The sequence below is a fragment of the Salmonella sp. SAL-020 genome (genome assembly GCF_017372215.1).
In the GTDB taxonomy this organism is placed as follows: Bacteria; Pseudomonadota; Gammaproteobacteria; order Enterobacterales; family Enterobacteriaceae; genus Salmonella; species Salmonella enterica.
In genome coordinates this window covers 1,622,131-1,646,012 of record NZ_CP071690.1, presented here as the reverse complement: position 1 = coordinate 1,646,012, position 23,882 = coordinate 1,622,131, and the positions used below count along the sequence as shown (strand labels likewise).

Sequence of the window (23,882 nt, the reverse complement as noted above, 5' to 3'; positions counted from 1 at the left end):
AGGTGCGCAGAGAGTACGTCTTACGGCGATCTATTTTTTAGTTACGCGTGGCAATACATCATCAGACAACAAAAGACATATTTTGAAATTTATATGATTAGCAAATAATTTCATCTGATACATTTTTTGATGTAATACTTCAATGAAAAGTCCCACTAACCCGTTCATAAATGAACGATTTTGCTGCAATACGCGCCAGCAGCCTTCATGAGTTAAACGTCGCCGCGCCCAACAAGGCAGCAGATGGCTTAATACTTTCCTATACTTTGTTTGTATTTACCAATAAAGGGACAAACAATGAAAATTCTTCTATGGGCAATCTTAATTATTTTTCTGATTGGGCTGTTGGTGGTAACGGGCGTGTTTAAGATGATTTTCTGATTCCTGCGCCGGGCAGCGATAGTATCTGCCCGGCACACGTTCTGGACGCTGTAGAGATTAGATTTTAATAGCCTGAATCGCCCGCGCAATCTCGGACGAACGGTTTAACGCCCGAATCGACTGAAAAAGTTCTATCGCCTCAATATATTCCTTACGTAAATATCCCAACCACTGTTTAATACGCGCGACATGGTATAAACCGGTATCGCCCTGCTTTTCCAGTCGGGTATATTTTTGTAATAACGTCACCACTTCCGGCCACGGCATACGCGGTTCGTTATACTTCACCACCCGACTCAGGTTAGGAATATTTAACGCCCCACGGCCAATCATCACCGCATCGCAGCCGCTGGTCGCCATACATGCCTGCGCGCTCTGCCAGTCCCAGATTTCGCCATTCGCGATAACCGGAATAGTCAAACGCTGGCGTATTTCGCCGATCGCCTGCCAGTCGATATGCTCGGCGCGGTAGCCCTGCGCTTTGGTACGACCATGCACCACCAGTTCACTGGCGCCGGCCTGCTGCACCGCATCGGCGATTTCAAATTTTCTATCGCCGCTATCCCAGCCGAGACGCACTTTTACCGTCACCGGCAGATGCGACGGTACCGCGGCCCGCATCGCTTTCGCGCCCTGATAGATGAGTTCGGGATCTTTGAGCAATGTCGCGCCGCCGCCGCTGCCGTTCACCACTTTTGACGGACAGCCGCAGTTCAGGTCCACGCCATACGATCCCAACGCCGTCGCCCGCGCGGCGTTTTCCGCCAGCCACTGCGGATGCTGGCCCAGAAGCTGAATACGCACCGGCGTGCCGGACGGCGTGCGGCTGGCGTGATGCAACTCCGGGCAGATGCGATGAAACACTTTTACCGGCAGCAGCTGATCCACCACGCGCACAAATTCGGTGATGCAGAGATCGTAATCATTCACTTCGGTCAGCAGCTCGCGCACTAACGCGTCGAGCACGCCTTCCATCGGCGCCAGTAAAACACGCATATCGGTATCCACAGCAAAAAAAGAGGCGCTATCATAACGCCTCTCTGCGATGAGCAAAACTTTTTGCCGGGTGGCGGCGCAAACGCTACGCTACGTCACGTAAGGCGCTCAACGCGGCTCAAGACAGTTATCTTCTTTCCAGCCGTACAGCCATTCGATACCGCGATAAAACGCCTCCTGCGATTTCCCTTTCCACAGCAGATTACGCACCTGACGCTCCACCCCGGCGGCGTGATAGAGACGTCCCATCTCGCGGGTAGACCAGACGATACGCGCCGTGCGGGGAATACGCACCGACTCATACAGCGCAAATGCCTGCTGCGCGTCGCCGTCGCAGCGTTCCAGCGCTTTGCCCAGCGTGACGGCGTCTTCCAGCGCCATACAGGCGCCCTGGGCCATATATTGCGCCACCGGATGCGCGGCGTCGCCCACCAGAGTGATACGCTCGGTTCCCCATTTCGCGACCGGCTCGCGATCGGCGGTCGACCAGCGGCGCCAGGAGGTCGGCTTATCCAGCATCTGGCGCGGGCGGGGATGAATGCCGGCAAAATAAGAGAGCACCTCTTCTTTACTGCCGTCTTTCACGCCCCACTCTTCTTGCTGGCGGCTGTGGAATGTCACCACCAGATTGTACTGTTGACCTCCACGGAGCGGATAATGGACCAGGTGACAATGCGGGCCTGCCCACAGCACCGGTGCGTTAATACGTAAATCGTCCGGCATATCGTCGCAATCAATCACCGCCCGATAAACTACATGCCCCGTTACGCGCGGCGCATCGCCGAGTAAACTTTGCCGCACGACCGATTTAACGCCGTCGCAGCCCACGAGAATATCCGCCGTCCAGCTATTTCCCTGCTCATCAAACACCGTAACGTCATCCGGCGTCTGGCGGATATCGACAATATGGGTCGAGGTACGATACTCCACGCCAGGGTGCGTCAGCACCGCTTCCCATACCGTTGCATGAATATCTACCCGGTGAATTACCGCATACGGCCCGCCAAAATGGTCGCGGAACGCCTGTCCGGTTTCAATGCATACCACTTCTTCGGCATTCACGGCATCCATCATGGTAATGTGATCGGTAAACACCGCACGCTGGCGGGCAACATCGCCCACACCGAGACTATCCAGCGCCGAAAAAGCGTTCGGCCCAAGCTGAATACCCGCGCCAATCTCGCCAATTTCGTGCGCTTTTTCCAACAGCATGACTTTTATTCCCTGGCGCGCCAGGGACAGCGCGGTCGCCGCGCCGCCAATTCCGCCACCTACAATAATTGCGCTTGTCACGTGAGTCATGGTCATTCTCCTTTTCAGGCCGGGATTTTATCTTGTTGATTTTCCGGCGCGGCGGCAATAAACGCCGGTAGCTGTACGCAGGCGTCATAAACGGCTTTACAGCGCGGATAGCCTGATAAATCGCAGCCCATCCTGAGCGCATTCGCCCACTGAGGAATCAGGCAGCAGTCCGCAAGTCCTGGCGCGTCGCCCACGCAGAATCGTCCGGACTGACTTTTACGCAATAGCTGCTCTACCGCGCTTAACCCTTGCTGTATCCAGTGGGCGTACCAGCGTTTTTTATCCTCTTCGCTAACCTTCAGCTCATCGGTCAGGTAGCGCAACACGCGCATGTTATTGATTGGGTGTATATCGCAGGCGATAGCGTAGACAATTTCCAGCGCCTGGCTGCGCGCCGGGTCGCTCGTCGGCAGCAGCGGCGTTTGCGGAAAATGTCGGTCCAGCCAGTCGACGATGGCCAGCGATTGCCCCAACGATTCGCCGTCATCAGTGACCAGCGTCGGCACCAGGCCTACCGGATTCATCCGTCGGTAGGCCAGCGCATTCTGCTGGCCGATACGAATATTGACGCCCACCGTCTGGTAATCAATCCCCTTTAACGCCAGCGCAATACGTACACGATAAGACGCCGAACTATTAAAGAAACTGTACAGCTTCATCGTTCACCTCAGACAATTTTCACAGCAATCGGCGTCAGACCTTCTACGTTCCCGGTGATGACATCCCCTTTCACCACGGCGCCCACCCCCTCTGGCGTACCGGTGAAAATCAAATCGCCTGGCTGCAATTCAAAAAAGCCGGACAAATAGCTGATGGTTTCATTCACCGACCAAATCAGGTGACGAATATCGCTGCGCTGATGGTCTTCGCCGTTAACCTGTAGCCAAATAGGGGCGTTATCCACATTATGCGTTTCAGCGGCTTTGTGTAATGGCGCAATGGGCGCGGAGAGATCGAACGCTTTGCCGATTTCCCACGGGCGTCCCATCTGACGCATTTCCATCTGACGATCGCGACGCGTCATGTCCAGACCGGTGGCGTATCCCCAGACATATTCATGGGCTTTTTCCAGCGGAATATCGCTCCCTTTTTTACCAATCGCCACCACCAGCTCAATTTCATAATGGTAGTTATCAGTCTGCGCCGGATACGGCAGTTCTAGGGTATCCCCCGCCGCTACCGGGACGACAGCGTCCGCTGGTTTACAAAAGAAGAACGGCGGTTCGCGGTCGGGATCAAAGCCCATTTCACGGGCATGGGCGGCATAGTTGCGACCCACGCAGTAAACGCGACGTACCGGAAACTGCTCATCACTGCCCGCCACGGGTACTGTTACCGGAGCCTGCGGCTGGAATACATATTTGGTCATGTTCTCTCTCCCTAATTAATAACGTGCTTCGCGGAACAGCCCCAGGGCTTCCTGAACCGGCTTGTCCGAAAAACTGAATAACACCGTGTCTTCGCTGCTGCGAAACGACACCTCATGCCAGGTCGGCGCCACAAAAATGTCTTTTGCGGAAAAATGAAAAGTTTCGTTGCCGATAGTGACCTGCCCTGCCCCTTCAACGACGTGGTAGATAGTGCTGTCGGTGCTCCGCGCCACACGCGAGGCAAAGCCTTTTGGCAGCAGTTGCAGGAACGCGCCCATCGACGGCATCGGATAACCGCCGGTGACGGGATTAACGTAACGCAGCTTGTAGCCTTCCCACTCATCCGGATCGCCCATACGGGTCAGATCGTGCAACGCCTCGCGACTGCGGTCGTAACGGTAGTTGAAAATCGGCGACGAGTTCCCGCGCTGGTGGCGCAGCGGCAGCATATTCGCTGCATAGCGCGGCAGATAATCGCCCTCTTTTCGCGTCACCGGCTGCTGATCTTCGGGATAGTCTTCCGCAAACCCACAGCCCAGGAGGTTGACTAACGGCAGATCCAGACCATCCAGCCATACCACCGGCTCTGACCCCGGATTACCATGATCGTGCCAGCGCCACTGCGGCGTCAGGATAAAATCGCCGGTATGCATTGGCGTGCGCTCGCCGTCCACCGCGGTAAATGCGCCTTTACCTTCGACGATAAAACGCAGCGCCGACTGGTTATGGCGATGACTCGGCGCGACTTCGCCGGGCAGGATCAGCTGTAAACCAGCGTATAAGGTCGCCGTGATCGACGACTGACCGCGCAATGCCGGATTTTCCAGCACCAGCACCCGGCGGATCGCCTCTTTCGCGCCAATGACATTGCCGCTTTCCATCAGTAGCGGACGAATTTCCTGATAATTCCAGTAGGCCGGCGCGCAGTTGGCGTTTGGCGTCTGCGGTACCAGGTGATGTAACGATTCCCACAGCGGCGTCAGATTCTGCCCGGAAATATGCTGGTAATACTGCTGACGGCTATCTTTTACGTTCTGATTTATTTCATACATGGAGATTCTCCTTATTCGTTTACGACGCTGGCACGCGGCAGGTCGTCAGGTACAGAAATCGAAAGGCGGACAACCACCGTCAGCAGGGTAAGCATTACCGCGCTGATAGCCGCCGGAATAGCAATGACAAAAAACAACGTATCGAAAGAGAAATTGAGGGCCATCATCATGCCGCCGGAGAGCGAACCGACAATCGCCCCGCAGCGTCCAATGGCGTTCGACCAGCTCACGCCCGTCGCCCGGCTTTGGGTGGGGTACAGCGTCGCCGTCAGAGCATTAAGCCCGACCTGTGAACCGCTAATACCGATGCCGGTACCAAAAATCGCCAGCGCCATCAGCCAAAGGCCGTTTTCGCTCAGGCCTATCATGACAATGCAAACCGCGCCCAGCGCATAGCTCACCGCCAGTACCCGGAACGGGTTAAGCCGATCCATCAACACGCCGAGTAACAGCGCGCCAAGCGTGCCGCCAACCTGGAATGCGGCAGTCACCCACGACGCCTGTTGCAGATCAATACCGCGATGGTTAAGTAACGTCGGCATCCAGCTGGAAAGCAGATAGATAATGAGCAGGCTCATAAAGAACACCACCCATAACATCAGGGTAATGACAAGCTGTCGCCCGGCAAAAAGCTGGCGAATACTGCCTTTGGCGACGGCTGCCGTCTCATGCAGAAAGAATTGCGTATCGTGATAGCGCTCGCCGGTAATGGCGCTGACCGTCCGGGCGACAACGGCTTGCGGTAGTTGGCGGCGTACCTGCCAGCGGGGAGATTCCGGCAGCGCGAACAGCAGGCCGAAAAACAGCATCAAAGGCAAGATGCCGCCTAGCGCCAGAATTCCGTGCCAGCCAATCAGCGGCACCAGTTGCGCGCTCACAATCCCGCCCATCGCCGACCCCAGGGTAAAACCGCAGAACATCAGCGTGACCAGCGCTCCGCGTCGACGAGCGGGAAGGTATTCCGACGTCATGGTGATGGTATTCGGCATCGCTCCGCCCAGTCCCAGACCGGTTAAGAAGCGCAGCAACACCAGGGTTTCTATATCCGGCGAGAAAGCGGAAAGCAGGCTCAATGCGCCGAATAGCGCCACGCAAAGCTCAATGACCCGCTTGCGGCCAAAACGATCCGCCAGCGGCCCGCATAGCAGCGCGCCGGCCGTAAGCCCCAGCAGCCCTGCGCCAAACAGCGGCGCAAGTTCGCTGGCGCTTAGCTGCCAGTGAGTACGAATATCCGGGGCGATGAAGCCAATCGCGGCGGTGTCAAAACCGTCGAGCATAACCACCAGAAAACAGCAGATGATAACGCGCCACTGCATTTTGCCGACGGGCGCGGCATCAATAAGGGCTTGTAGATCACGTCGTTGAGTCATAGCTAATGCCTCAGTGCAGGGAGATAGATGTTGTTTTTATGTTTGCTATGTTACGAGTTTGTAGAGTGAGCGATAAAATGTACAATGGCTTTTCAGGCAGAGACATAACCTGGAGGTTATAGCGAATGGCGAACTGGGCGCAGAAATTGAAATTACATCACCTGCAAACGCTGGTTGCGCTGGGCGAACAGGGCAACCTGACGCACGTCGCCCGGATGATGAATATCTCCCAGCCGGCGCTATCGAAGTGGCTATCTCAACTCGAAGATGAGATAGGCATCACGCTTTTTGAGCGCCACAGTAAAGGACTACGCCCCTCGGAAGGCGGTAAATTACTGCTCCAGCACGCCCAGCGCCTAATTAACGATCTGGAGCGTTCACAGTATGAAATCGCCCGTTTCAAGCAGGGCGGCCTGGTTGGCAGCCTGAAGATCGGCTGTTCGCCCGTGGCGACTGACTGCGTATCACAGGCGATTCTGAGCCTGCTTAACGAAATGCCGACGCTGCATCTGAATATTGAAGAGAAGGTAATGACGCCGCTGCTGCACGATTTGCTTGCCGGTCAGGTGGATGTGGTGGTAGGGCGTGTCGGCGGCCGCGCCCTGCAACTGCCGCTTAATTATCAGGTACTTTATACCGAGCCGGTCTGCTTTGTGGCGCGTCCGCACCATCCGCTGGCCGCGCGAGCGCAGATCGCCTGGAGCGATCTGGCGCACTGGCGGTGGATAGTCTGGCCAACCGGCACCCCTATTCGCATCAGTATTGATAACGCCCTCGTCGATAATGGCGTCATGCTCCCGGAAAACACCATTGAATCGGCGTCAATGAACGTCAGCACCAATTTGCTGCAAAGCAGCGATATGATCTCTATTCTTTCTTTACGGCTGGCGCAACGCTATGCCAGCCAGGGGCAACTGGCGATTTTAAACTTGCCAAAAATTGAGCAAAAAGGCAGCGTAGGGATGTTCTGGCGTAAGAATGAGACGCCGTCTTTGGCCCTGAGTCGCTTTTTGTATTTTTTAGCCCAGGTTTAACGCCGCCGACCAGGGGCATTGCCCGATGTTCCTGCTGTCTATACCCACTATGCTAAGAATTCATGATGTGATCGGTAGCACGTTTTAACGTTTAATTGTATGATGAATCCATCTCATCAAGGGCTTTAAACATGAGTAAGTCACTGAATATTATCTGGCAATATATACGCGCTTTTGTATTGATTTATGCCTGTTTGTACGCAGGCATTTTTCTTGCATCACTGCTTCCTATCACTATTCCCGGCAGCATTATCGGGATGTTAATTCTGTTTGTATTGCTGGCGCTGCAAATTCTGCCGGCAAAGTGGGTTAACCCCGGCTGTTATGTGCTGATTCGTTATATGGCGTTGCTGTTTGTGCCGATTGGCGTTGGGGTCATGCAATATTTTGACTTACTGCGCGCGCAATTCGGCCCGGTGGTGGTCTCTTGCGCTATCAGTACGCTGGTCGTTTTTGTGGTCGTAAGCTGGAGTTCACATCTGATACACGGTGAGCGTAAAGTGGTTGGGCAGAAGGGAACGAAAAAATGATGACATATATCTGGTGGTCGTTACCGCTGACGCTGGCGGTATTTTTCGCCGCCCGCCGACTGGCGGCGCATTTTAAAATGCCGTTGCTGAATCCGCTGCTGGTGGCAATGGTAGTCATTATTCCTTTTCTGTTGCTGACCGGTATTCCCTACGAGCACTACTTCAAAGGCAGCGAAGTACTTAACGATCTGCTGCAACCGGCGGTAGTGGCACTGGCCTATCCCCTTTATGAACAATTGCACCAGATTCGCGCGCGTTGGAAATCCATTATTAGCATCTGTTTTGTCGGCAGTCTGGTAGCGATGATTACCGGGACATCCGTTGCCTTGCTGATGGGCGCAACGCCTGAAATCGCGGCATCGGTACTGCCTAAATCCGTGACTACGCCTATCGCGATGGCGGTGGGCGGCAGCATCGGCGGCATCCCCGCGATCAGCGCGGTATGCGTAATTTTTGTCGGTATTCTGGGCGCGGTGTTTGGCCACACGCTGTTAAACGCGATGCACATCCGTACTAAGGCCGCACGCGGGCTGGCAATGGGGACCGCCTCACATGCGCTCGGTACTGCGCGCTGCGCCGAGCTGGATTACCAGGAAGGCGCGTTTAGCTCCCTGGCGCTGGTGATCTGCGGCATTATTACCTCGCTGGTAGCGCCCTTTTTGTTTCCGCTCATTCTGGCGGTAATGCGCTAACGACGGGACAAAAGACCGGGTTAAAATTTGCGATACGTCGCGCATTTTTCATTTAAGTTTCACAAGTTGCATAAGCAATGAGATTTAGATCACATATTAAGACATAGCAGGCCCGTAAACTACGGTTCCATTACATTGTTATGAGGCAACGCCATGCATCCACGTTTTCAAACTGCTTTTGCCCAGCTTGCGGATAATTTGCAATCAGCGCTGGCCCCTATCCTGGCGGACCACCATTTTCCCGCCATGCTGACCGCAGAGCAGGTCTCGACGCTTAAAAATACGGCGGGACTGGACGAAGACGCGCTGGCTTTCGCACTGTTACCTCTGGCGGCGGCCTGCGCCCGTACCGATTTGTCCCATTTTAACGTCGGCGCGATTGCGCGCGGCGTCAGCGGCAACTGGTATTTCGGCGCGAATATGGAGTTCCTGGGCGCCACCATGCAACAAACTGTGCATGCTGAACAAAGCGCGATTAGCCACGCCTGGCTACGCGGCGAAAAAGGGCTCGCCGCCGTCACCGTTAACTACACGCCTTGCGGCCACTGTCGCCAGTTTATGAACGAGCTGAACAGCGGTCTGGATCTGCGCATTCATCTGCCGGGCCGCGCGCCGCATACGTTACGCGATTATCTGCCTGACGCTTTCGGGCCAAAAGATCTGGAGATCAAAACGCTGCTGATGGACGAGCAGGATCATGGCTTTACGTTAACGGGCGATACGCTAACGCAAGCGGCGATAACGGCAGCCAATAAGAGCCATATGCCTTATAGCCACTCACCGAGCGGCGTGGCGCTGGAATGTAAAGATGGCCGTATTTTCACCGGCAGCTATGCGGAAAACGCCGCCTTTAACCCTACGCTTCCCCCGCTGCAAGGCGCGCTAAACCTGCTGAGTCTCAATGGCTATGACTATGCGGATATTCAGCGCGCGATTCTGGCGGAAAAAGGCGATGCAGCATTAATTCAATGGGATGCCACCGCCGCAACGCTGAAAGCGTTAGGTTGCCATAATATTGACCGCGTCCTTCTCGGCTAAGCAAATGTGCCGGATAGCGACGCACTGGCGTCTTATCCGGCCTGACTCTCCTCTCCCGCGACTCGATACAAGGGAAATCATGCTGAAAATCTCCGCAATCAGACGGCGGTTTCTTGCGCTACGTCTTCGGGTACAGTAGCCTGATCGTACTTTCATCCTGGTATCGAGTTTCCTGCATGTTAAAGCGCGTGTTTTACAGCCTGTTGGTCCTGGTAGGCTTGCTGCTGTTGACGGTGCTTGGCCTCGATCGGTGGATGAGCTGGAAAACAGCGCCCTATATCTATGACGAGCTACAGGATCTCCCCTACCGCCAGGTTGGCGTCGTGTTAGGGACAGCCAAATACTATCGCAAGGGTGTCATTAATCAGTACTATCGTTATCGTATCCAGGGCGCGTTAAACGCTTACAATAGCGGTAAAGTCAATTACCTGCTGCTCAGCGGCGACAATGCCCTGCAAAGCTATAACGAACCGATGACCATGCGCAAAGACCTTATCGCGGCGGGCGTCGATCCTGCGGACATTGTGCTTGATTACGCTGGCTTCCGTACGCTTGACTCCATTGTGCGTACCCGCAAAGTGTTTGATACCAACGACTTTATTATCATCACTCAGCGCTTCCACTGCGAACGCGCCTTGTTTATTGCGCTGCATATGGGCATTCAGGCGCAGTGTTACGCGGTACCTTCGCCCAAAAATATGCTGACAGTGCGCCTGCGCGAATTTGGCGCCCGCTTTAGCGCGCTGGCGGATCTCTATATTTTTAAACGCGAACCGCGTTTTTTAGGCCCGCTGGTACCTATTCCCACGCAGCATCAGGTGCCGAATGACGCCCAGGGGTATCCGGCAGTTACGCCGGAACAATTGCTTGAACTGGAAAAGAAAAAAGGGAAATGATCATGGATGTACAGACGATATTTGTCATATTAGCCTTTCTGCTACTCCCGCTTTTTTGCTTCCGTGAGGCCTGGAAAGGCTGGCGAACCGGCGCGGTAGATAAAGTTGTCAAAAATGCGCGAAAACCGGTTTATGTCTATCGCCATGCCGATCCCGTACAATATTGGTCTTATCTTTTTCTTTATACCGGTTGCGGTTTTTTATTTACTGGAATGATTATTTATCTTCTTTTTTATCGTTAATCTATTTATTATCCCTTTAAAATTGAGAATAGTTATTATTATGATATAAGGAACAAATGCTGTTTTGCATTCTGGTTTCATTTTTTTGTGAATTCTTTCACAGAATACCCTTCTTTCAATGCTTAGGCTGGCGGTAGATTTTAGATCATTAAAACGCGTTATTTGCGTTTCGCCTTAATTTATTCAAGCATTAAGGAAGATTATATGCCGCAACAAAATTATCTGGATGAACTCACGCCTGGTTTTACGCCATTACTGGCAATAAAAGAGGCTTCACGTTGTTTATTATGTCACGATGCGCCCTGTAGTCAGGATTGCCCGGCGCAAACCGATCCGGGGAAATTTATTCGTTCTATTTACTTTCGCAATTTTAAAGGCGCAGCGGAAACTATCCGGGAAAATAATGCGCTTGGTGCTGTCTGCGCCAGAGTCTGTCCGACGGAAAAATTATGCCAGCGCGGATGTACACGTTCCGGAATAGATAAACCTATTGATATTGCACGCCTGCAACGTTTTATTACCGATTTTGAACAGCAGACTGCCATGCAGATTTATCAGCCCGGGAGTAAAACACGCGGGAAAGTCGCGATTATTGGCGCGGGTCCGGCAGGTTTGCAGGCAAGCGTGACGCTCACACATTTAGGCTATGACGTCACCATTTACGAAAAACAGCCGCAGCCCGGCGGATGGCTGCGTCACGGCATCCCGGCATTTCGTCTGCCGCAAAGCGTACTCGATCAGGAAATTGCCCGCATTGTAGAAATGGGCGTCAATATTAAATGTAATTGTGACGTGGGCGGGTCGCTATCACTTGCGCAACTCAAAGCCGAATATCGCGCCGTGCTGATGACCGTCGGGATGTCCTGTGGCTCTGATTTACCGTTATTTGAGCAAGCCAGTCACGTAGAGATTGCCGTTGATTTTTTACAGCGCGCCCGTCAGGCCGACGGCGATATTAGCGTTCCGCGTAGTGCATTAATTATTGGCGGCGGCGACGTAGCGATGGATGTCGCCAGTACGTTAAAAATTCTCGGCTGCCCTTCCGTCACCTGCGTGGCGCGGGAAGAATTAGCCCAATTTCCCGCCAGCGAAAAAGAATTTACCAGCACGCAGGCATTAGGCGTATCGATTATTGATGGCTTTACGCCTGTCGCCGTCAGCGGAAATAAAGTGACCTTCCACCATGTACGCCACTCAGGAGAACTGACGCTGGAAGCGGAAAATATTATTTTGGCCGTGGGGCAGCACGCGCGACTGGATACCTTTGCGGAGATAAAAGCGCAGCATAATATTATCGACACGCATAATTATCAAACCGACGACCCGGCGATCTTTGCCGCTGGCGATATTGTTAAAGGTGATAAGACCGTCGTTTATGCGGTAAAAACCGGAAAAGAAGCCGCTCAGGCTATTCATCATTATTTAGAGGAGGCCTGCTCATGTTAACAAAAGATTTGTCTGTTACCTTTTGCGGCGTTAAGTTTCCCAATCCGTTTTGTCTTTCTTCTTCTCCGGTAGGCAATTGTTATGAGATGTGCGCCAAAGCCTATGATACCGGCTGGGGCGGGATCGTTTTTAAAACCATTGGTTTTTTTATTGCCAACGAAGTCTCTCCACGTTTTGATCACCTGACGAAAGAAGATACCGGTTTTATTGGTTTCAAAAACATGGAGCAAATTGCTGAGCATCCGCTGGAAGAGAATCTGGCCGCCATTCGACGGCTAAAACAGGATTATCCGGATAAGGTGCTGATTGCTTCCATCATGGGGGAAAATGAGCAGCAGTGGCAGGAACTGGCGCGTCTGGTTGAAGAAGCCGGCGCGGATATGATTGAGTGTAACTTCTCTTGCCCGCAGATGACCTCGCACGCCATGGGAAGCGATGTAGGGCAAAGCCCGGAGCTGGTTGAAAAATACTGCCGCGCCGTAAAACGCGGTTCATCTTTGCCAATGCTGGCGAAAATGACGCCGAATATTGGCGATATGTGCGAAGTCGCGCTGGCCGCCAAACGCGGCGGAGCCGACGGTATCGCCACCATCAACACCGTGAAATCCATTACTAACATCGACCTGAACCGCAAAATCGGGATGCCGGTGGTTAACGGTAAATCCAGTATCTCCGGTTATTCAGGAAAAGCGGTGAAACCCATTGCGCTGCGTTTTATCCAGCAGTTGCGAATGCACCCTGAACTGCGCGATTTCCCGATTAGCGGTATCGGCGGCATTGAAACCTGGGAAGACGCTGCCGAATTTCTGCTGCTGGGCGCGGCGACCCTACAGGTGACGACAGGCATTATGCAATACGGTTACCGCATTGTAGAAGATATGGCGAGCGGCCTCAGCCACTATCTGGCCGATCAGGGATTTGCCTCATTACAGGAGATGATCGGGCTGGCGAATGGCAATATTATCCCGGCGGAAGACCTGGATCGCAGCTATATCGTCTATCCGCGGATTAATCAGGAGAAATGCGTCGGCTGCGGACGTTGCTATATCTCCTGCTATGACGGCGGTCATCAGGCGATGGAGTGGGATGAACACAGCCGCACGCCGCATTGCAATACGGAAAAATGCGTCGGTTGTCTGCTGTGCGGTCATGTCTGCCCGGTCGCCTGTATTGATTTAGGCGAGGTCAAATTTAAAAAAGGCGAAAAAGAACACGCGTTAACGCTGTAGCTCACGGTATGAAGCCCGGCGCGCAGTTTCGCTGCGCCGGGTTATCTGATAAGCAAAGTAATAGGTCTGGATAACTACTTCTTACGCGCGTATTTCAGCGAGTCCAGCGCCACGGCGAAAATGATAATGCCGCCTTTGATAATGTACTGCCAGTACGGGTTTACCCCTATATAGGTCAGGCCATAGTTGATGACGGTAAAGATAATGACGCCGGTCACCACGCCGAAGACCGTCCCCACTCCGCCGCTAAACGATACGCCCCCGACCACGCACGCGGCAATCGCATCCAGTTCATACATAAAGCCGAGGTTGTTGGTGGCAGAACCAATACGCCCTGCTTCCAGTAAGCCGCCGAAGGCATAAAACACGCCGGAGAGCGCATAAATCATCAGCAGGTTCAGCGCCACGTTTACGCCAGAAACTTTCGCCGCCTCCGGGTTGCCGCCAATAGCAAAAATGTTTTTACCAAAACGGGTCTTATTCCACAGCACCCAGACAAACGCTACCGCAATCAGAGCGTAAAAGGTGATGTATGAGAGCCGGAAACTGCCCATCGCCACAAAGCCCTGCGCAAAGGTGGAAAAGCCGCTGTCAAAGCCGGAAATGGGCGAAGCGCCGACAAAGTCATAGTAAAGGGAGTTGATCCCATAAACGATAATCATCGTGCCAAGCGTGGTAATAAACGGCGTCACGTTCAGGTAAGCAATGATGATGCCGTTCACCAGGCCAATCACCGCGCCAATCGCGCAGACAATCAGGATGACCAGCGCAATCGGCATGGTCGCCATTTCCGGAAACACTTTGTTGGCGTTTTCCATTGATTGCAGTAATGTTGCCGCCACGACCGCCGCCAGCCCTACCTGACGCCCCGCCGACAGGTCTGTCCCCTGGGTGACGATGAGTCCCGCCACGCCCAGCGCGATAATAATACGTACCGAAGATTGCGTCAGAATATTACTTAAATTCAGCAAACTTAAAAAAGTCGGGTCCTGGAAAATAATAATCGCCAGCAACACTAAAAGAACGACGTAAATTCCGCCCTCTTTCAGCCAGGTCAAAAAGCTTTTCTTGTTTAACGCACTCATAAGGAGCCCCTGATCTTAAAGGTGCAAAGAAGCAAGACGCAAAATTTCGTTTTGCGTTGTTGTTTTAGTATCGACAATGCCGGAAACGAGACCGTTACTCATCACCAGGATACGATCGGTAATCCCTAACAGCTCCGGCATTTCAGAAGAGATAATGATGATCCCCTTGCCTTTTTTCGCCAGTTCCGCAATAAGCTGATAAATTTCAAACTTTGCGCCGACATCAATGCCGCGGGTCGGTTCGTCCAGCATTAATATTTCCGGCTGCGTTAATAGCCAGCGACCAATGATCACCTTTTGCTGATTGCCGCCGGAAAGCGAACCAATTTGCGTGCGATGCCCCGGCGTTTTTACCCGCATGGAATCAATGACCCATTGGGTGTCGCTTTTCATCCGGGAATTATCCAGTAACCCCACTTTATTTTTATAATTACGGATATTCGAAATTAATGAGTTAAATCCGATATCCAGATAGGCGTAAATTCCGGTGGAACGACGTTCTTCCGTCACCAGCGCAAAACCGTGGTTAATCGCTTCGTTCGCAGTGTGATTATTAATTTTCTTGCCATGTAAAGTGATTGTCCCGGACGACTTCTCACGAATGCCAAACAGCGTTTCGACGATATCGGTACGCTTTGCCCCAACCAGACCGGCAATGCCCAGAATTTCGCCCTTGTGCAAATCAAAGGAGACATCGCGAATGGAAGGCTGGCGCAGCGAGGTCAGGTGACGAACCTCCAGAATCACGTCGCCCGGCTTATTTTCTTTATCCGGAAAGCGCTGGTTCAGGGAACGCCCGACCATCATCGCAATGATCTTATCCATATCCAGCCCTTCCAGCGGCTGGGTGGCAATCCACTGACCGTCGCGCAAAATAGTAATTTCATCGCACAATTGAAAAATTTCTTCCATTTTATGCGAGATATAAACAATGCCGCAGCCGCGTTCTTTCAGCTTGCGAATAATGGTGAACAGATGATTAACCTCTTTCTCAGTTAACGATGAGGTCGGTTCATCCATAATAACGATCTTAGCGTTATAGGAAAACGCCTTCGCAATTTCGATCATCTGCATTTGCGAAACGGATAACGTTCCTACGCGCGCGCGCGGGTCAATATCGATATCCAGCTCATCAAATATCGCTTTGGTATCCTGGTACATTTTATCCTGGTCGACAAACATACCTTTGGTAGGATAACGCCCCAGCCACATGTTATCCATGACCGAACGTTGTAATACCAGGTTTAACTCCTGGTGTACCATCGAAATCCCATTCTCCAGCGCTTCTTTCGCCGAATGGAAGTCCACTTCTTTTCCCTGAAATACAATGCTGCCGGAGTCTTTTTGATAAATACCGAAAAGACATTTTAATAATGTTGATTTGCCTGCGCCGTTTTCGCCCATTAATGCATGAATAGAGTGCGGACGAACGTTTAAGTTGACATTATCAAGCGCTTTCACGCCGGGAAATGATTTGTTAATGCCACGCATTTCCAACAAATATTCACCCGACGACGGAGAGATCGTGCTGCCCATAATGATACCCTGTCGGCCTTTTTAATTATGACTATCCGCGCCGGATGGCAAAAGAAATACGTTATCCGGTCTGCGGCACGTCACCCTTCCACGGTTTCAGGGCGCAACAAAATTGCGCCCACAGACGGAAAAGTTATTTTTGGGTAAATTCGCTCAGATTGTCTTTGTCCACGCCGACATAAGGCACGCGCACGATTTTGTTCTCAATCTTCCAGTTGGTGCCGTCAGCCGCGCCCTTGCCTTCGGCGAGGTTTTTCGCCAGATCGAATGTCGCTTTCGCCTGATTGTTGGCGTCATTCAGTACCGTACCGGCCATCGCGCCCGATTTCACCAGCGCCAGAGCTTCCGGTAACGCATCGACGCCAAAGACCGGAATCGATGATTTATTATGCGCTTTCAGCGCCTCTACCGCGCCCATCGCCATCGCATCGTTATTCGCGATAACCACTTCAATCTTGTTAGCGTTCGGGCCAGATAGCCAGGCATCCATCTTATCTTTTGCCTGCGCGGTATCCCACATGGCGGTGTCTAACGCCAGTTGCTCGGTCTGAATACCTTTAGCATTTAACTCTTTCACCACATACGTCGTACGAGCTTCAGCATCCGGGTGCCCCGGCTCGCCTTTCAGCAGAACATACTGAATTTTACCGTCTTTATTCAGATCCCAACCCTGATTCGCCTGCCAGTGTTTGGCAATCAAGTCGCCCTGAATCACACCGGATTCTTTAGAGTCAGTCCCGACATAATACGCCTTGTCATAGCTGTCCAGCGCTTTGCGGGAAGGCTCTTTGTTAAAGAACACCACCGGCACATTTTGCCCGCGCGCTTTCTCAATCACCGTACCGGCGGCTGCCGGGTCGACCAGGTTAATCGCCAGAGCTTTAACCCCTTTCGCCAATAAAACGTCAATTTGATCATTCTGTTTAGATTGATCGTTTTGCGAGTCATTCATCAGTAGCTGAACATCCGGCGCGGATTTGCCATCTTTTTCAATAGCCTTACGCACCACGGACATAAAGTTATCGTCATATTTATAAATCGTCACGCCAATACGAGTATCAGCCGCCTGCGCGTGCGCGCCGAATAACAGACTTGCCATCACGGCAGAAAGGGTCAGTACCTTCTTATTCATGGTAGCTCCGGTTTTATTATGTAGGGTATAGCGTAAAAAAATGCCCGGCTGTTCAGCACGTTAACGCGTGTTACTGAACGCCGAAGCGTATTTAGAGCCTATCCCACCAGGCGTTATTGGCGCAGCCAGTTTGGACACGGACAGCGCGCAAAAACCGGAGCGTACACGTAGTACGTGAGGTTTGACTCGCTACGCTCGCCCTTCGGGCCGCCGCAAGCGGCGTTCAAAACGCTAACGCGTTTTGGCGAGCACTGCCCAGGTCCAAAATGGCAAGTAAAATAGCCCTAATGGGATAAGCTCTTATTCAACTCTTTATTTTTGTCCGGTAGTCGCGGGATATTGTGATAACGGTTTTTATAAGCGAAATACCCCAGCAAAACTGACAACTAACTGTTACACGTTAGTTACAGTGCGACAAACGTTGTCATCATAGCTATCACAATGTTAATAAACTGTGAATTTACTCACAGATTGAAAACGGTTACATGCGGTGCGTAATCAGTTAGTGATCAGTACCGCATTCTGTCGCCATGCCACCGAATGGCGCCGTACCAGGGTCGGCATGAAGCAGTGCGTCGCCGTGATATCCAGCGTGCCTGCAGCCCCCTGTAACGCCAGCTCGGTCGCGATTTTCGCCATAGAAGCAATAGGATAGCGCACGGTAGTCAACTGAGGATCGGTATAACGAGCAATAGGGATATCGTCGAAACCGATGACAGACAGATGCAAGGGAATGGCGATGCCGTTATCTTTTAACGCCGTCAGCGCACCCGCCGCCATGTTATCGTTATAGGCAAATACCGCCGTCAGTTGCAGATTGCGTCCCAGCAACTCAACCATTGCCGACTCGCCGCCCTGCATGTCCGGCGTGCCGGTGCCTATCCAGCTCTCCGACGCAGCAATCCCCTGCTCTTGCAGCGCGTGTAACCACCCTTCTCTGCGCATCGCGTCATCTTCAATACGGTGGCTGGAGGCCAGGTAGCCGATGCGTTGATGTCCATTATTCAGCAACATTCGGGTCGCCATTCTGGCGCCGCTCACATTGTCGAGACAAACACAACGATGCGCATAACCCGGCACGATACGGTTAATCAGCACCATACCGGGGATCTGATCCATAAAGTCGCTCAGCTCGCGATCGGTTAAGGCTTTTGAGTGAACAATCAATGCGTTACAACGCTGACGGATCAAGACTTCAATCGCATGGCGCTCTTTTTCCGCCTCATGATAACTGTTGCCAATGAGAACATATTTCTGGTGCTGCTGCGCGACCAGATCTACGGCTTTCACCAGAGCGCCGAAAAAGGCATCGGAAACATCCATGACCACGACGCCGATGGTATCGCTCACCTGGGTGGCCAGCGCTTGCGCATTCGCATTTGGCCGATATCCCAGCAGGGTGACGGCCTGCATAACGGCGTCACGGGTGTCGGGACTGACCAACGCGCTGTTATTCAGTACGCGGGAAACGGTCGCTACAGACACGCCAGCCTGGCGCGCTACATCACGAATGGTGATCATATTCACTGCCCTGTTTGAGTTCAAAAATGCTCACAAATGCCCCGTTAGCAGGCGGCTATTTTGTCAGCACCCTGCCCAGGGCTGCGTGAGAAACATCACAGGGATGGAAACGGTTACAGCCATTTTGTTAATGAATGTGATCCAGATCGTTATCTGAGCGATCCTGACGCGCGCAACGTGAGTTGACGCCATAACCACTCGACCGGTCCCTGTCGCCAGAAACGTAGCCAGATGACGGAAAAGAGAAGGTTTATTGCCCATACCGGAACGACAAAGAACAAGAGTTCCAGTCGATTGAATTTCATAAATAAGCCAAACTGATAAAACAGCGTGGTACAGATGATCGTCTGCAGCAGATAATTGGTCAGCGCCATTCGCCCTACGCAGGCAATGGCAAGCGTCAGTCTGCATCGGCTAAGCTGCGGCCAGAAGCCAAACATCAGCGCGGCATAGCCCAGCGTTTGCAACGGCGCGCTCAGTTCACGCGGCGCCTGCAATAAAAAGGCGCACCAGCGGTACGCCCAGTCCAGCCGCCATTGTAAAATGACCGCAGGCAGGTTGATCAGTAGCCCTAACGCCACCAGCAGAGCCCCGGTACGGCGATAGTGCCGCAGACTGTACTGACCTTTCAGCCAGCCGCTACGCATTAGCGCGGCGCCCAGCAGCATCATACCCGCCAGTTGCCAGCCATACTGCGCGCCGAGCGCCAGTAAACTATTCGACAGCATCTCTGCCCGGTTGCTGATAGCCTCCATGCCGCCGTTCAGCTTCCAGTATTTTTCATACAATATTGCCGACGCATCCGGCGTCCAGGCGCGGCTGGTTTCGCTACTCGATACCACGCCCAGCAGCAGTAGCACGCCAATCCCTACCAGATAAAGGAGTATGCCGGTATTGAACAGGCTTTTTACCGAAGGCGCATCGCGTATCAGTCGCCAGCAAATTAACCCGACCAGACCGTAGGCCAGCAGAATGTCGCCGTCCCAAAAGAATAACGCATGGATAAAACCTAACAGTACCAATAGCGTTAAGCGCGACTGAATCCACTGTTTACCACGCGGAAGCAGCATTTGTAGCCCCGCGCCAAACAACAACGCGAACAGCGTAAGAAACTTAGCCTGCGCCACAATACCGAGAATCGCCCAGGACCAGGCGTCTTCGGGAACGATCGCGCCGTACCAGGCGGGATTGAGATAAGCCGCCTTCGGCAATCCAAAGGCGCTAATGTTAAGAAGCAGGATACCGAGGATAGCGACGCCACGTACAAAATCCAGCGTGACATTACGCTCCATCGTCTCCGCCTTAATCATGGATGATGGCGAACGGCACGCAGAAACTCCTGGCGCGTATTCTGGCTGGACTTAAACAATCCACCCAGCGACGTCGTCGTCGTGGCGCTGGTTGCGTCACGAATACCGCGCGCTTTCACGCAGTAATGCACCGCATCAATCGATACCGCTACATTATTGGTGCCGAGCAAGGTTTGCAGCGCCGTCAGAATTTGTTGGGTCAAACGTTCCTGAACCTGTGGACGCTGGGCGAAGAATTGCACGATGCGGTTAATTTTCGACAGGCCGATCACGGAATCTTTGGGGATATACGCGACGGTCGCTTTGCCATCAATGGTCACGAAGTGATGTTCACAGGTGCTGGTCAGCGTGATATCGCGGACGGTGACCATTTCATCCACCTTCATTTTATTTTCAATGAGGGTAATTTTCGGGAAATTGGCATAGTCGAGGCCGGCGAAAATCTCGTCAACGTACATCTTAGCGATACGATGCGGCGTTTCCATCAGACTGTCATCGCTCAAATCGAGATTCAGCAACTGCATAATCTCAGTCATATGCCCTGCGATAAGGCTTTTTCGCGTTTCATTATCCAGTTCATCCATAGGCGGGCGCAGCGGCGTTTCCAGCCCCCGGGCAACCAGCGCGTCATGAACCAGGGCCGCTTCTTTACTGAGTGATGGCATTAATCGTGTTCTCCTGCAGGTGTGGCGCCTCTGCCCTGCATGGGGCAAAGTTTGTCAATATTGTGACAGTGTGATTATTGTGCGTGAGGTAGCGCACATAATCCAGTATTCACGCCCATAATTGTTGAAATTGTCGCTGCCTTTCATGACATCTGTTCCGGTGCGAAAATGATGGCAGGACAAAGGGCATATTTGTTAACGCAACGTTATTTAAATGATGAAGCATGTTTATGTATTACGGAAGTGAAAGTTACTCACAACGCGGTGAATAATCTGTATTATGAAGAATCTGCATACCTTATCAGGTTCACTATAAAAGGAGCCCCCGCATGGAAATGCTCGAAGAGCACCGATGTTTTGGCGGCTGGCAGCAGCGCTGGCGTCATCATGCCGCCACGCTAAACTGCGCCATGACATTCAGCATTTTTCTTCCGCCGACTCAGGATAATGAACCGCCTCCGGTACTGTACTGGTTGTCCGGGTTGACCTGCAATGATGAGAACTTTACCACCAAAGCAGGCGCGCAGCGTATCGCAGCAGAACTGGGCATTGTATTGGTGATGCCGGATACCAGTCCACGCGGTGAACAGGTCGCCGACGATAGCGGATACGATTTAGGCCACGGCGCCGGGTTTTATCTCAATGCCACACAGCCGCCCTGGGCCAGCCATTATCGCATGTACGATTACCTGCGCGATGAGCTTCCGGCGCTTATCCAGACACAGTTTAACGTCAGCGACCGTTGCGCCATCAGCGGGCACTCGATGGGCGGCCACGGCGCATTAATCATGGCGCTGAAAAATCCGGGCAAATACACCAGCGTCTCTGCTTTTGCGCCTATCGTCAACCCCAGCCGCGTGCCGTGGGGAATCAAAGCGCTTACCGCTTATCTCGGCGAAGATGAATCAGCCTGGACTGAGTGGGATAGCTGCGAATTAATGCTGGCCAGCGAGCCGCAGGACGCCATTCCTGTGCTCATCGATCAGGGCGACAGCGATCAATTCCTCGCCGATCAGCTTCAGCCCGCCGTACTGGCGGAAGCCGCGCGGCAAACCGCCTGGCCGATGACGCTACGAATCCAGCCTGGTTACGATCATAGCTATTATTTTATTGCGTCCTTCATCGAGGACCATCTGCGCTTTCATGCCAGGTATTTACGGGACGAGCGTGAGACGTCACCAACATAATGAATTTTCCAGCGCCGCGCTGTAGTTCACCTCCTCCGACTGCGGCGCGGAAGATTTATTATTTAAATCCGCGGCCTGCTGGCGTACCTGAAGGCGGCCGCTGCCCTCTCCGCCTTCATAACTTTCGTGAAAATTACGCAGCTCGGATTCAAACAGCACCGCATCAAGATTATGCAACTTATCCAGCGCCCGCAGGAGAGAAATTAGCGTATCAAGATTGAGCCCTCCCCCCTTCTCGATACGCTTGATGGTGGCGATGCCAACGTGCGCGCGATCGGCAAGCTGCTGCTGGGTCATCGAAAGAGACAGACGCGTCTCCTTTAAGCGGGCGCACAACGACAGGATAATCTCGTCGTTATTCATCGTATTGTATTTCACGCTGTTACCCTCTCTTGCGCGGCTGAATTTTCCCCAGCGAACCATGATACGTTTCACGGTATTTAGCGCTCATGTCTTTACCGGTCTCGTACATCGCAGCAATGATCTCATCGAGCGAAATACAGGGTTCGCTTACGCGACTCATCGCCATCGTCGCCGCGTTTATCGCTTTCACGGCAGAGATGGCATTTCTCTCTATGCAGGGAATTTGTACCTGCCCGCCCAGCGGATCGCAGGTCAATCCCAGATGATGTTCCATGGCAATTTCAGCGGCGCTCAGCGTTTGCTCCACGGATGCGCCCATCAGTTCAGCCAGGCCCGCCGCCGCCATTGAGCACGCCACGCCGATTTCCCCCTGACAGCCAACTTCAGATCCCAGAATAGAGGCGTTTTGTTTAAACAATATCGCGATAGCGGCGGCGGTCAGGAAGAAACGGGTCAGAGCACCGGGCTCCAGCGGCGTGACAAATTTATCATACCAGCAGAGCGCTGCCGGAATGATGCCGCACGCGCCATTAGTTGGCGCGGTAACAATCTGTCCGCCGCTGGCATTTTCTTCGCTTACCGCAATCGCGAAGGCATTGACCCAGTTCAGCGCGGTTAAAAAATCGCTGGCGGAGCGGTTAGCCTGTAACGTCTTATGTAACGCACAGGCGCGCCGCGGTACCTGATAGGGACCGGGTAATACCCCCTCAGTATGCAGGCCGCGATAAACCGCCTGCTGCATCACGTCCCATATTTGCGCCAGATAATTCTGCAACGTCTGTGGCGAGTGGCGGCACAGCTCATTTTTCATCATCAGCGCCGCCACGGACAGGCCATTACGTCGGCACAGCGCCAGCAACTGCGCGGCATGACTAAATTCAAAGGGCGACACTGTACGCAAAGGAAGCGATGGCGTCAGCGGCTCGCCATGTTTGCGAACCTGTCCGGCGCCGGTCGAAAACCAGGTCTCTTCATACACCGTGAAATAATCATCTCTGGCGCGAAACGTCATGGCATAAGGATGGCCTGGATGCGCCTGGTGATTGGCGATAATCTTGACTTTTATCGTGATTCCGCCCGCGTCGGAGAGCGGGAGTTCGATTTTGTTTTCATTTTCCGCACGCTTAATCACCGCCATATGCGAACGGAGATCGACATTCTCCGGCTGGCAACCCAGCAGCCCAAGATAAAGGGCGGTATCCACATTGTGGCACTTGCGGCTTAACGATAACGCGCCATACAGCTCGATTTCAATTTCCCGAATTAGCGGCAACGTCTCTTGTTCTCTGAGCAATGAAATAAAGTGACAGGCGGCGCGCATCGGCCCTACGGTACGTGAGCTGGATGGACCTATTACTATTTTGAATATATCAAGGCAACTCTCCATCGTTATATCAATCCTTTCAGTGTCATTCGCGTTCAGTAATAAATAACATCCTCGCACAGTTGGCATATCAAAAGTGATACCTTTTGTGTCTGAACTTTACCTGGTATCAAAAACAACG

24 protein-coding genes are annotated in these 23,882 nt (G+C 52.8%); 10 read left to right on the top strand and 14 right to left on the bottom strand.

The features are described from left to right. The first annotated feature begins 170 nt into the window (after positions 1–170). Positions 171–368, top strand: coding sequence for a hypothetical protein (locus J1G48_RS23255; protein ID WP_001521726.1), 198 nt, complete (start codon positions 171–173; stop codon positions 366–368). Between the two features lie 70 nt (positions 369–438). Here J1G48_RS23255 and dusC read toward each other — a convergent pair whose 3' ends face one another. The 6 genes from dusC to J1G48_RS07720 form a co-directional block, all read right to left on the bottom strand. Further along, positions 439–1,377 (bottom strand): tRNA dihydrouridine(16) synthase DusC, encoded by a 939-nt coding sequence (gene dusC / locus J1G48_RS07745; RefSeq protein ID WP_001264837.1) that lies wholly within the window; start codon positions 1,375–1,377, stop codon positions 439–441. A gap of 108 nt (positions 1,378–1,485) precedes the next feature. Next, complete coding sequence (locus J1G48_RS07740; RefSeq protein WP_000150103.1) at positions 1,486–2,679, bottom strand: 3-hydroxybenzoate 6-monooxygenase; 1,194 nt, start codon at positions 2,677–2,679, stop codon at positions 1,486–1,488. Positions 2,680–2,693: 14 nt separating this feature from the next. Then, on the bottom strand, positions 2,694–3,338 hold the full coding sequence (maiA, locus tag J1G48_RS07735) for a maleylacetoacetate isomerase (RefSeq protein WP_000781183.1): 645 nt from the start codon (positions 3,336–3,338) through the stop codon (positions 2,694–2,696). A gap of 8 nt (positions 3,339–3,346) precedes the next feature. After that, positions 3,347–4,048 carry a fumarylacetoacetate hydrolase family protein gene (locus tag J1G48_RS07730; RefSeq protein ID WP_000170621.1) on the bottom strand — a complete coding sequence of 234 codons (702 nt, stop codon included), beginning with the start codon at positions 4,046–4,048 and terminating at the stop codon, positions 3,347–3,349. Positions 4,049–4,063: 15 nt separating this feature from the next. Further along, complete coding sequence (gene gtdA / locus J1G48_RS07725) at positions 4,064–5,101, bottom strand: gentisate 1,2-dioxygenase (protein ID WP_000273022.1); 1,038 nt, start codon at positions 5,099–5,101, stop codon at positions 4,064–4,066. 11 nt (positions 5,102–5,112) lie between these two features. Continuing rightward, entirely contained in the window at positions 5,113–6,471 is a 1,359-nt protein-coding gene (locus J1G48_RS07720; protein WP_000194222.1) for an aromatic acid/H+ symport family MFS transporter, read from the bottom strand. A gap of 125 nt (positions 6,472–6,596) precedes the next feature. On the opposite strand from J1G48_RS07720, the gene J1G48_RS07715 reads away from it, so the two are divergent. The 8 genes from J1G48_RS07715 (at position 6,597) to preA (ending at position 13,578) form a co-directional block, all read left to right on the top strand. Continuing rightward, positions 6,597–7,505, top strand: a complete 909-nt coding sequence (locus J1G48_RS07715; protein ID WP_000024658.1) for a LysR substrate-binding domain-containing protein — start codon at positions 6,597–6,599, stop codon at positions 7,503–7,505. A gap of 131 nt (positions 7,506–7,636) precedes the next feature. Further along, positions 7,637–8,035 carry a CidA/LrgA family protein gene (locus J1G48_RS07710; RefSeq protein WP_000045719.1) on the top strand — a complete coding sequence of 133 codons (399 nt, stop codon included), beginning with the start codon at positions 7,637–7,639 and terminating at the stop codon, positions 8,033–8,035. Beyond that, positions 8,032–8,727 carry a CidB/LrgB family autolysis modulator gene (locus J1G48_RS07705; RefSeq protein ID WP_000989296.1) on the top strand — a complete coding sequence of 232 codons (696 nt, stop codon included), beginning with the start codon at positions 8,032–8,034 and terminating at the stop codon, positions 8,725–8,727. The genes J1G48_RS07710 and J1G48_RS07705 overlap by 4 nt, the downstream gene beginning before the upstream one ends. A gap of 153 nt (positions 8,728–8,880) precedes the next feature. Then, entirely contained in the window at positions 8,881–9,765 is an 885-nt protein-coding gene (gene cdd, locus J1G48_RS07700; protein ID WP_000553526.1) for a cytidine deaminase, read from the top strand. Between the two features lie 176 nt (positions 9,766–9,941). After that, the gene (gene sanA / locus J1G48_RS07695; protein WP_000920081.1) at positions 9,942–10,661 is read left to right on the top strand and encodes an outer membrane permeability protein SanA; all 720 of its coding nucleotides are present in this window, start codon (positions 9,942–9,944) and stop codon (positions 10,659–10,661) included. Further along, on the top strand, positions 10,658–10,903 hold the full coding sequence (locus J1G48_RS07690) for a DUF2542 family protein (RefSeq protein WP_000605187.1): 246 nt from the start codon (positions 10,658–10,660) through the stop codon (positions 10,901–10,903). The genes sanA and J1G48_RS07690 overlap by 4 nt, the downstream gene beginning before the upstream one ends. Positions 10,904–11,107: 204 nt before the next feature. Next, positions 11,108–12,349, top strand: coding sequence for an NAD(P)-dependent oxidoreductase (locus tag J1G48_RS07685; RefSeq protein WP_001136420.1), 1,242 nt, complete (start codon positions 11,108–11,110; stop codon positions 12,347–12,349). Then, positions 12,343–13,578, top strand: coding sequence for an NAD-dependent dihydropyrimidine dehydrogenase subunit PreA (gene preA / locus J1G48_RS07680; RefSeq protein WP_000956095.1), 1,236 nt, complete (start codon positions 12,343–12,345; stop codon positions 13,576–13,578). The genes J1G48_RS07685 and preA overlap by 7 nt, the downstream gene beginning before the upstream one ends. Positions 13,579–13,652: 74 nt before the next feature. Here the strand turns inward: preA and mglC are convergent, their stop codons facing one another. From mglC to folE, 6 genes are all read right to left on the bottom strand, one after another. Further along, positions 13,653–14,663, bottom strand: a complete 1,011-nt coding sequence (gene mglC / locus J1G48_RS07675; protein WP_001275101.1) for a galactose/methyl galactoside ABC transporter permease MglC — start codon at positions 14,661–14,663, stop codon at positions 13,653–13,655. 15 nt (positions 14,664–14,678) lie between these two features. Next, entirely contained in the window at positions 14,679–16,199 is a 1,521-nt protein-coding gene (gene mglA, locus J1G48_RS07670) for a galactose/methyl galactoside ABC transporter ATP-binding protein MglA (RefSeq protein WP_000535913.1), read from the bottom strand. Between the two features lie 133 nt (positions 16,200–16,332). Beyond that, a complete protein-coding gene (gene mglB / locus J1G48_RS07665; protein WP_001036949.1) occupies positions 16,333–17,331 on the bottom strand; it encodes a galactose/glucose ABC transporter substrate-binding protein MglB in 999 nt (332 codons plus the stop codon). 498 nt (positions 17,332–17,829) lie between these two features. After that, complete coding sequence (gene galS / locus J1G48_RS07660; protein ID WP_000628631.1) at positions 17,830–18,852, bottom strand: HTH-type transcriptional regulator GalS; 1,023 nt, start codon at positions 18,850–18,852, stop codon at positions 17,830–17,832. Between the two features lie 149 nt (positions 18,853–19,001). Next, entirely contained in the window at positions 19,002–20,144 is a 1,143-nt protein-coding gene (yeiB, locus tag J1G48_RS07655; RefSeq protein ID WP_001674878.1) for a DUF418 domain-containing protein YeiB, read from the bottom strand. A gap of 14 nt (positions 20,145–20,158) precedes the next feature. Continuing rightward, positions 20,159–20,827, bottom strand: a complete 669-nt coding sequence (gene folE, locus J1G48_RS07650) for a GTP cyclohydrolase I FolE (RefSeq protein WP_001139611.1) — start codon at positions 20,825–20,827, stop codon at positions 20,159–20,161. A 329-nt stretch (positions 20,828–21,156) separates the two neighbouring features. On the opposite strand from folE, the gene fghA reads away from it, so the two are divergent. Then, complete coding sequence (gene fghA / locus J1G48_RS07645; RefSeq protein WP_000425484.1) at positions 21,157–22,014, top strand: S-formylglutathione hydrolase; 858 nt, start codon at positions 21,157–21,159, stop codon at positions 22,012–22,014. Here the strand turns inward: fghA and J1G48_RS07640 are convergent. Together J1G48_RS07640 and J1G48_RS07635 are read right to left on the bottom strand one after the other, a co-directional pair. Further along, entirely contained in the window at positions 22,003–22,392 is a 390-nt protein-coding gene (locus tag J1G48_RS07640; RefSeq protein WP_000876817.1) for a helix-turn-helix transcriptional regulator, read from the bottom strand. The genes fghA and J1G48_RS07640 overlap by 12 nt on opposite strands. Before the next feature lie 4 nt (positions 22,393–22,396). After that, a complete protein-coding gene (locus J1G48_RS07635) occupies positions 22,397–23,764 on the bottom strand; it encodes an L-serine ammonia-lyase (protein WP_000443206.1) in 1,368 nt (455 codons plus the stop codon). Between the last annotated feature and the right edge of the window lie 118 nt (positions 23,765–23,882).

Coding starts and splice junctions, on each gene's coding strand:
- J1G48_RS07705 (WP_000989296.1), top strand. CDS start 8,032: ATGATGACATATATCTGGTGGTCGTTACCGCTGACGCTGGCGGTATTT.
- J1G48_RS07715 (WP_000024658.1), top strand. CDS start 6,597: ATGGCGAACTGGGCGCAGAAATTGAAATTACATCACCTGCAAACGCTG.
- fghA (WP_000425484.1), top strand. CDS start 21,157: ATGGAAATGCTCGAAGAGCACCGATGTTTTGGCGGCTGGCAGCAGCGC.
- yeiB (WP_001674878.1), bottom strand. CDS start 20,144: ATGGAGCGTAATGTCACGCTGGATTTTGTACGTGGCGTCGCTATCCTC.
- maiA (WP_000781183.1), bottom strand. CDS start 3,338: ATGAAGCTGTACAGTTTCTTTAATAGTTCGGCGTCTTATCGTGTACGT.
- mglC (WP_001275101.1), bottom strand. CDS start 14,663: ATGAGTGCGTTAAACAAGAAAAGCTTTTTGACCTGGCTGAAAGAGGGC.
- folE (WP_001139611.1), bottom strand. CDS start 20,827: ATGCCATCACTCAGTAAAGAAGCGGCCCTGGTTCATGACGCGCTGGTT.
- J1G48_RS07740 (WP_000150103.1), bottom strand. CDS start 2,679: ATGACTCACGTGACAAGCGCAATTATTGTAGGTGGCGGAATTGGCGGC.
- J1G48_RS07690 (WP_000605187.1), top strand. CDS start 10,658: ATGATCATGGATGTACAGACGATATTTGTCATATTAGCCTTTCTGCTA.
- J1G48_RS23255 (WP_001521726.1), top strand. CDS start 171: ATGAACGATTTTGCTGCAATACGCGCCAGCAGCCTTCATGAGTTAAAC.
- preA (WP_000956095.1), top strand. CDS start 12,343: ATGTTAACAAAAGATTTGTCTGTTACCTTTTGCGGCGTTAAGTTTCCC.
- J1G48_RS07685 (WP_001136420.1), top strand. CDS start 11,108: ATGCCGCAACAAAATTATCTGGATGAACTCACGCCTGGTTTTACGCCA.
- J1G48_RS07730 (WP_000170621.1), bottom strand. CDS start 4,048: ATGACCAAATATGTATTCCAGCCGCAGGCTCCGGTAACAGTACCCGTG.
- cdd (WP_000553526.1), top strand. CDS start 8,881: ATGCATCCACGTTTTCAAACTGCTTTTGCCCAGCTTGCGGATAATTTG.
- dusC (WP_001264837.1), bottom strand. CDS start 1,377: ATGCGTGTTTTACTGGCGCCGATGGAAGGCGTGCTCGACGCGTTAGTG.
- galS (WP_000628631.1), bottom strand. CDS start 18,852: ATGATCACCATTCGTGATGTAGCGCGCCAGGCTGGCGTGTCTGTAGCG.
- sanA (WP_000920081.1), top strand. CDS start 9,942: ATGTTAAAGCGCGTGTTTTACAGCCTGTTGGTCCTGGTAGGCTTGCTG.
- gtdA (WP_000273022.1), bottom strand. CDS start 5,101: ATGTATGAAATAAATCAGAACGTAAAAGATAGCCGTCAGCAGTATTAC.
- J1G48_RS07720 (WP_000194222.1), bottom strand. CDS start 6,471: ATGACTCAACGACGTGATCTACAAGCCCTTATTGATGCCGCGCCCGTC.
- mglB (WP_001036949.1), bottom strand. CDS start 17,331: ATGAATAAGAAGGTACTGACCCTTTCTGCCGTGATGGCAAGTCTGTTA.
- mglA (WP_000535913.1), bottom strand. CDS start 16,199: ATGGGCAGCACGATCTCTCCGTCGTCGGGTGAATATTTGTTGGAAATG.
- J1G48_RS07635 (WP_000443206.1), bottom strand. CDS start 23,764: ATGGAGAGTTGCCTTGATATATTCAAAATAGTAATAGGTCCATCCAGC.
- J1G48_RS07710 (WP_000045719.1), top strand. CDS start 7,637: ATGAGTAAGTCACTGAATATTATCTGGCAATATATACGCGCTTTTGTA.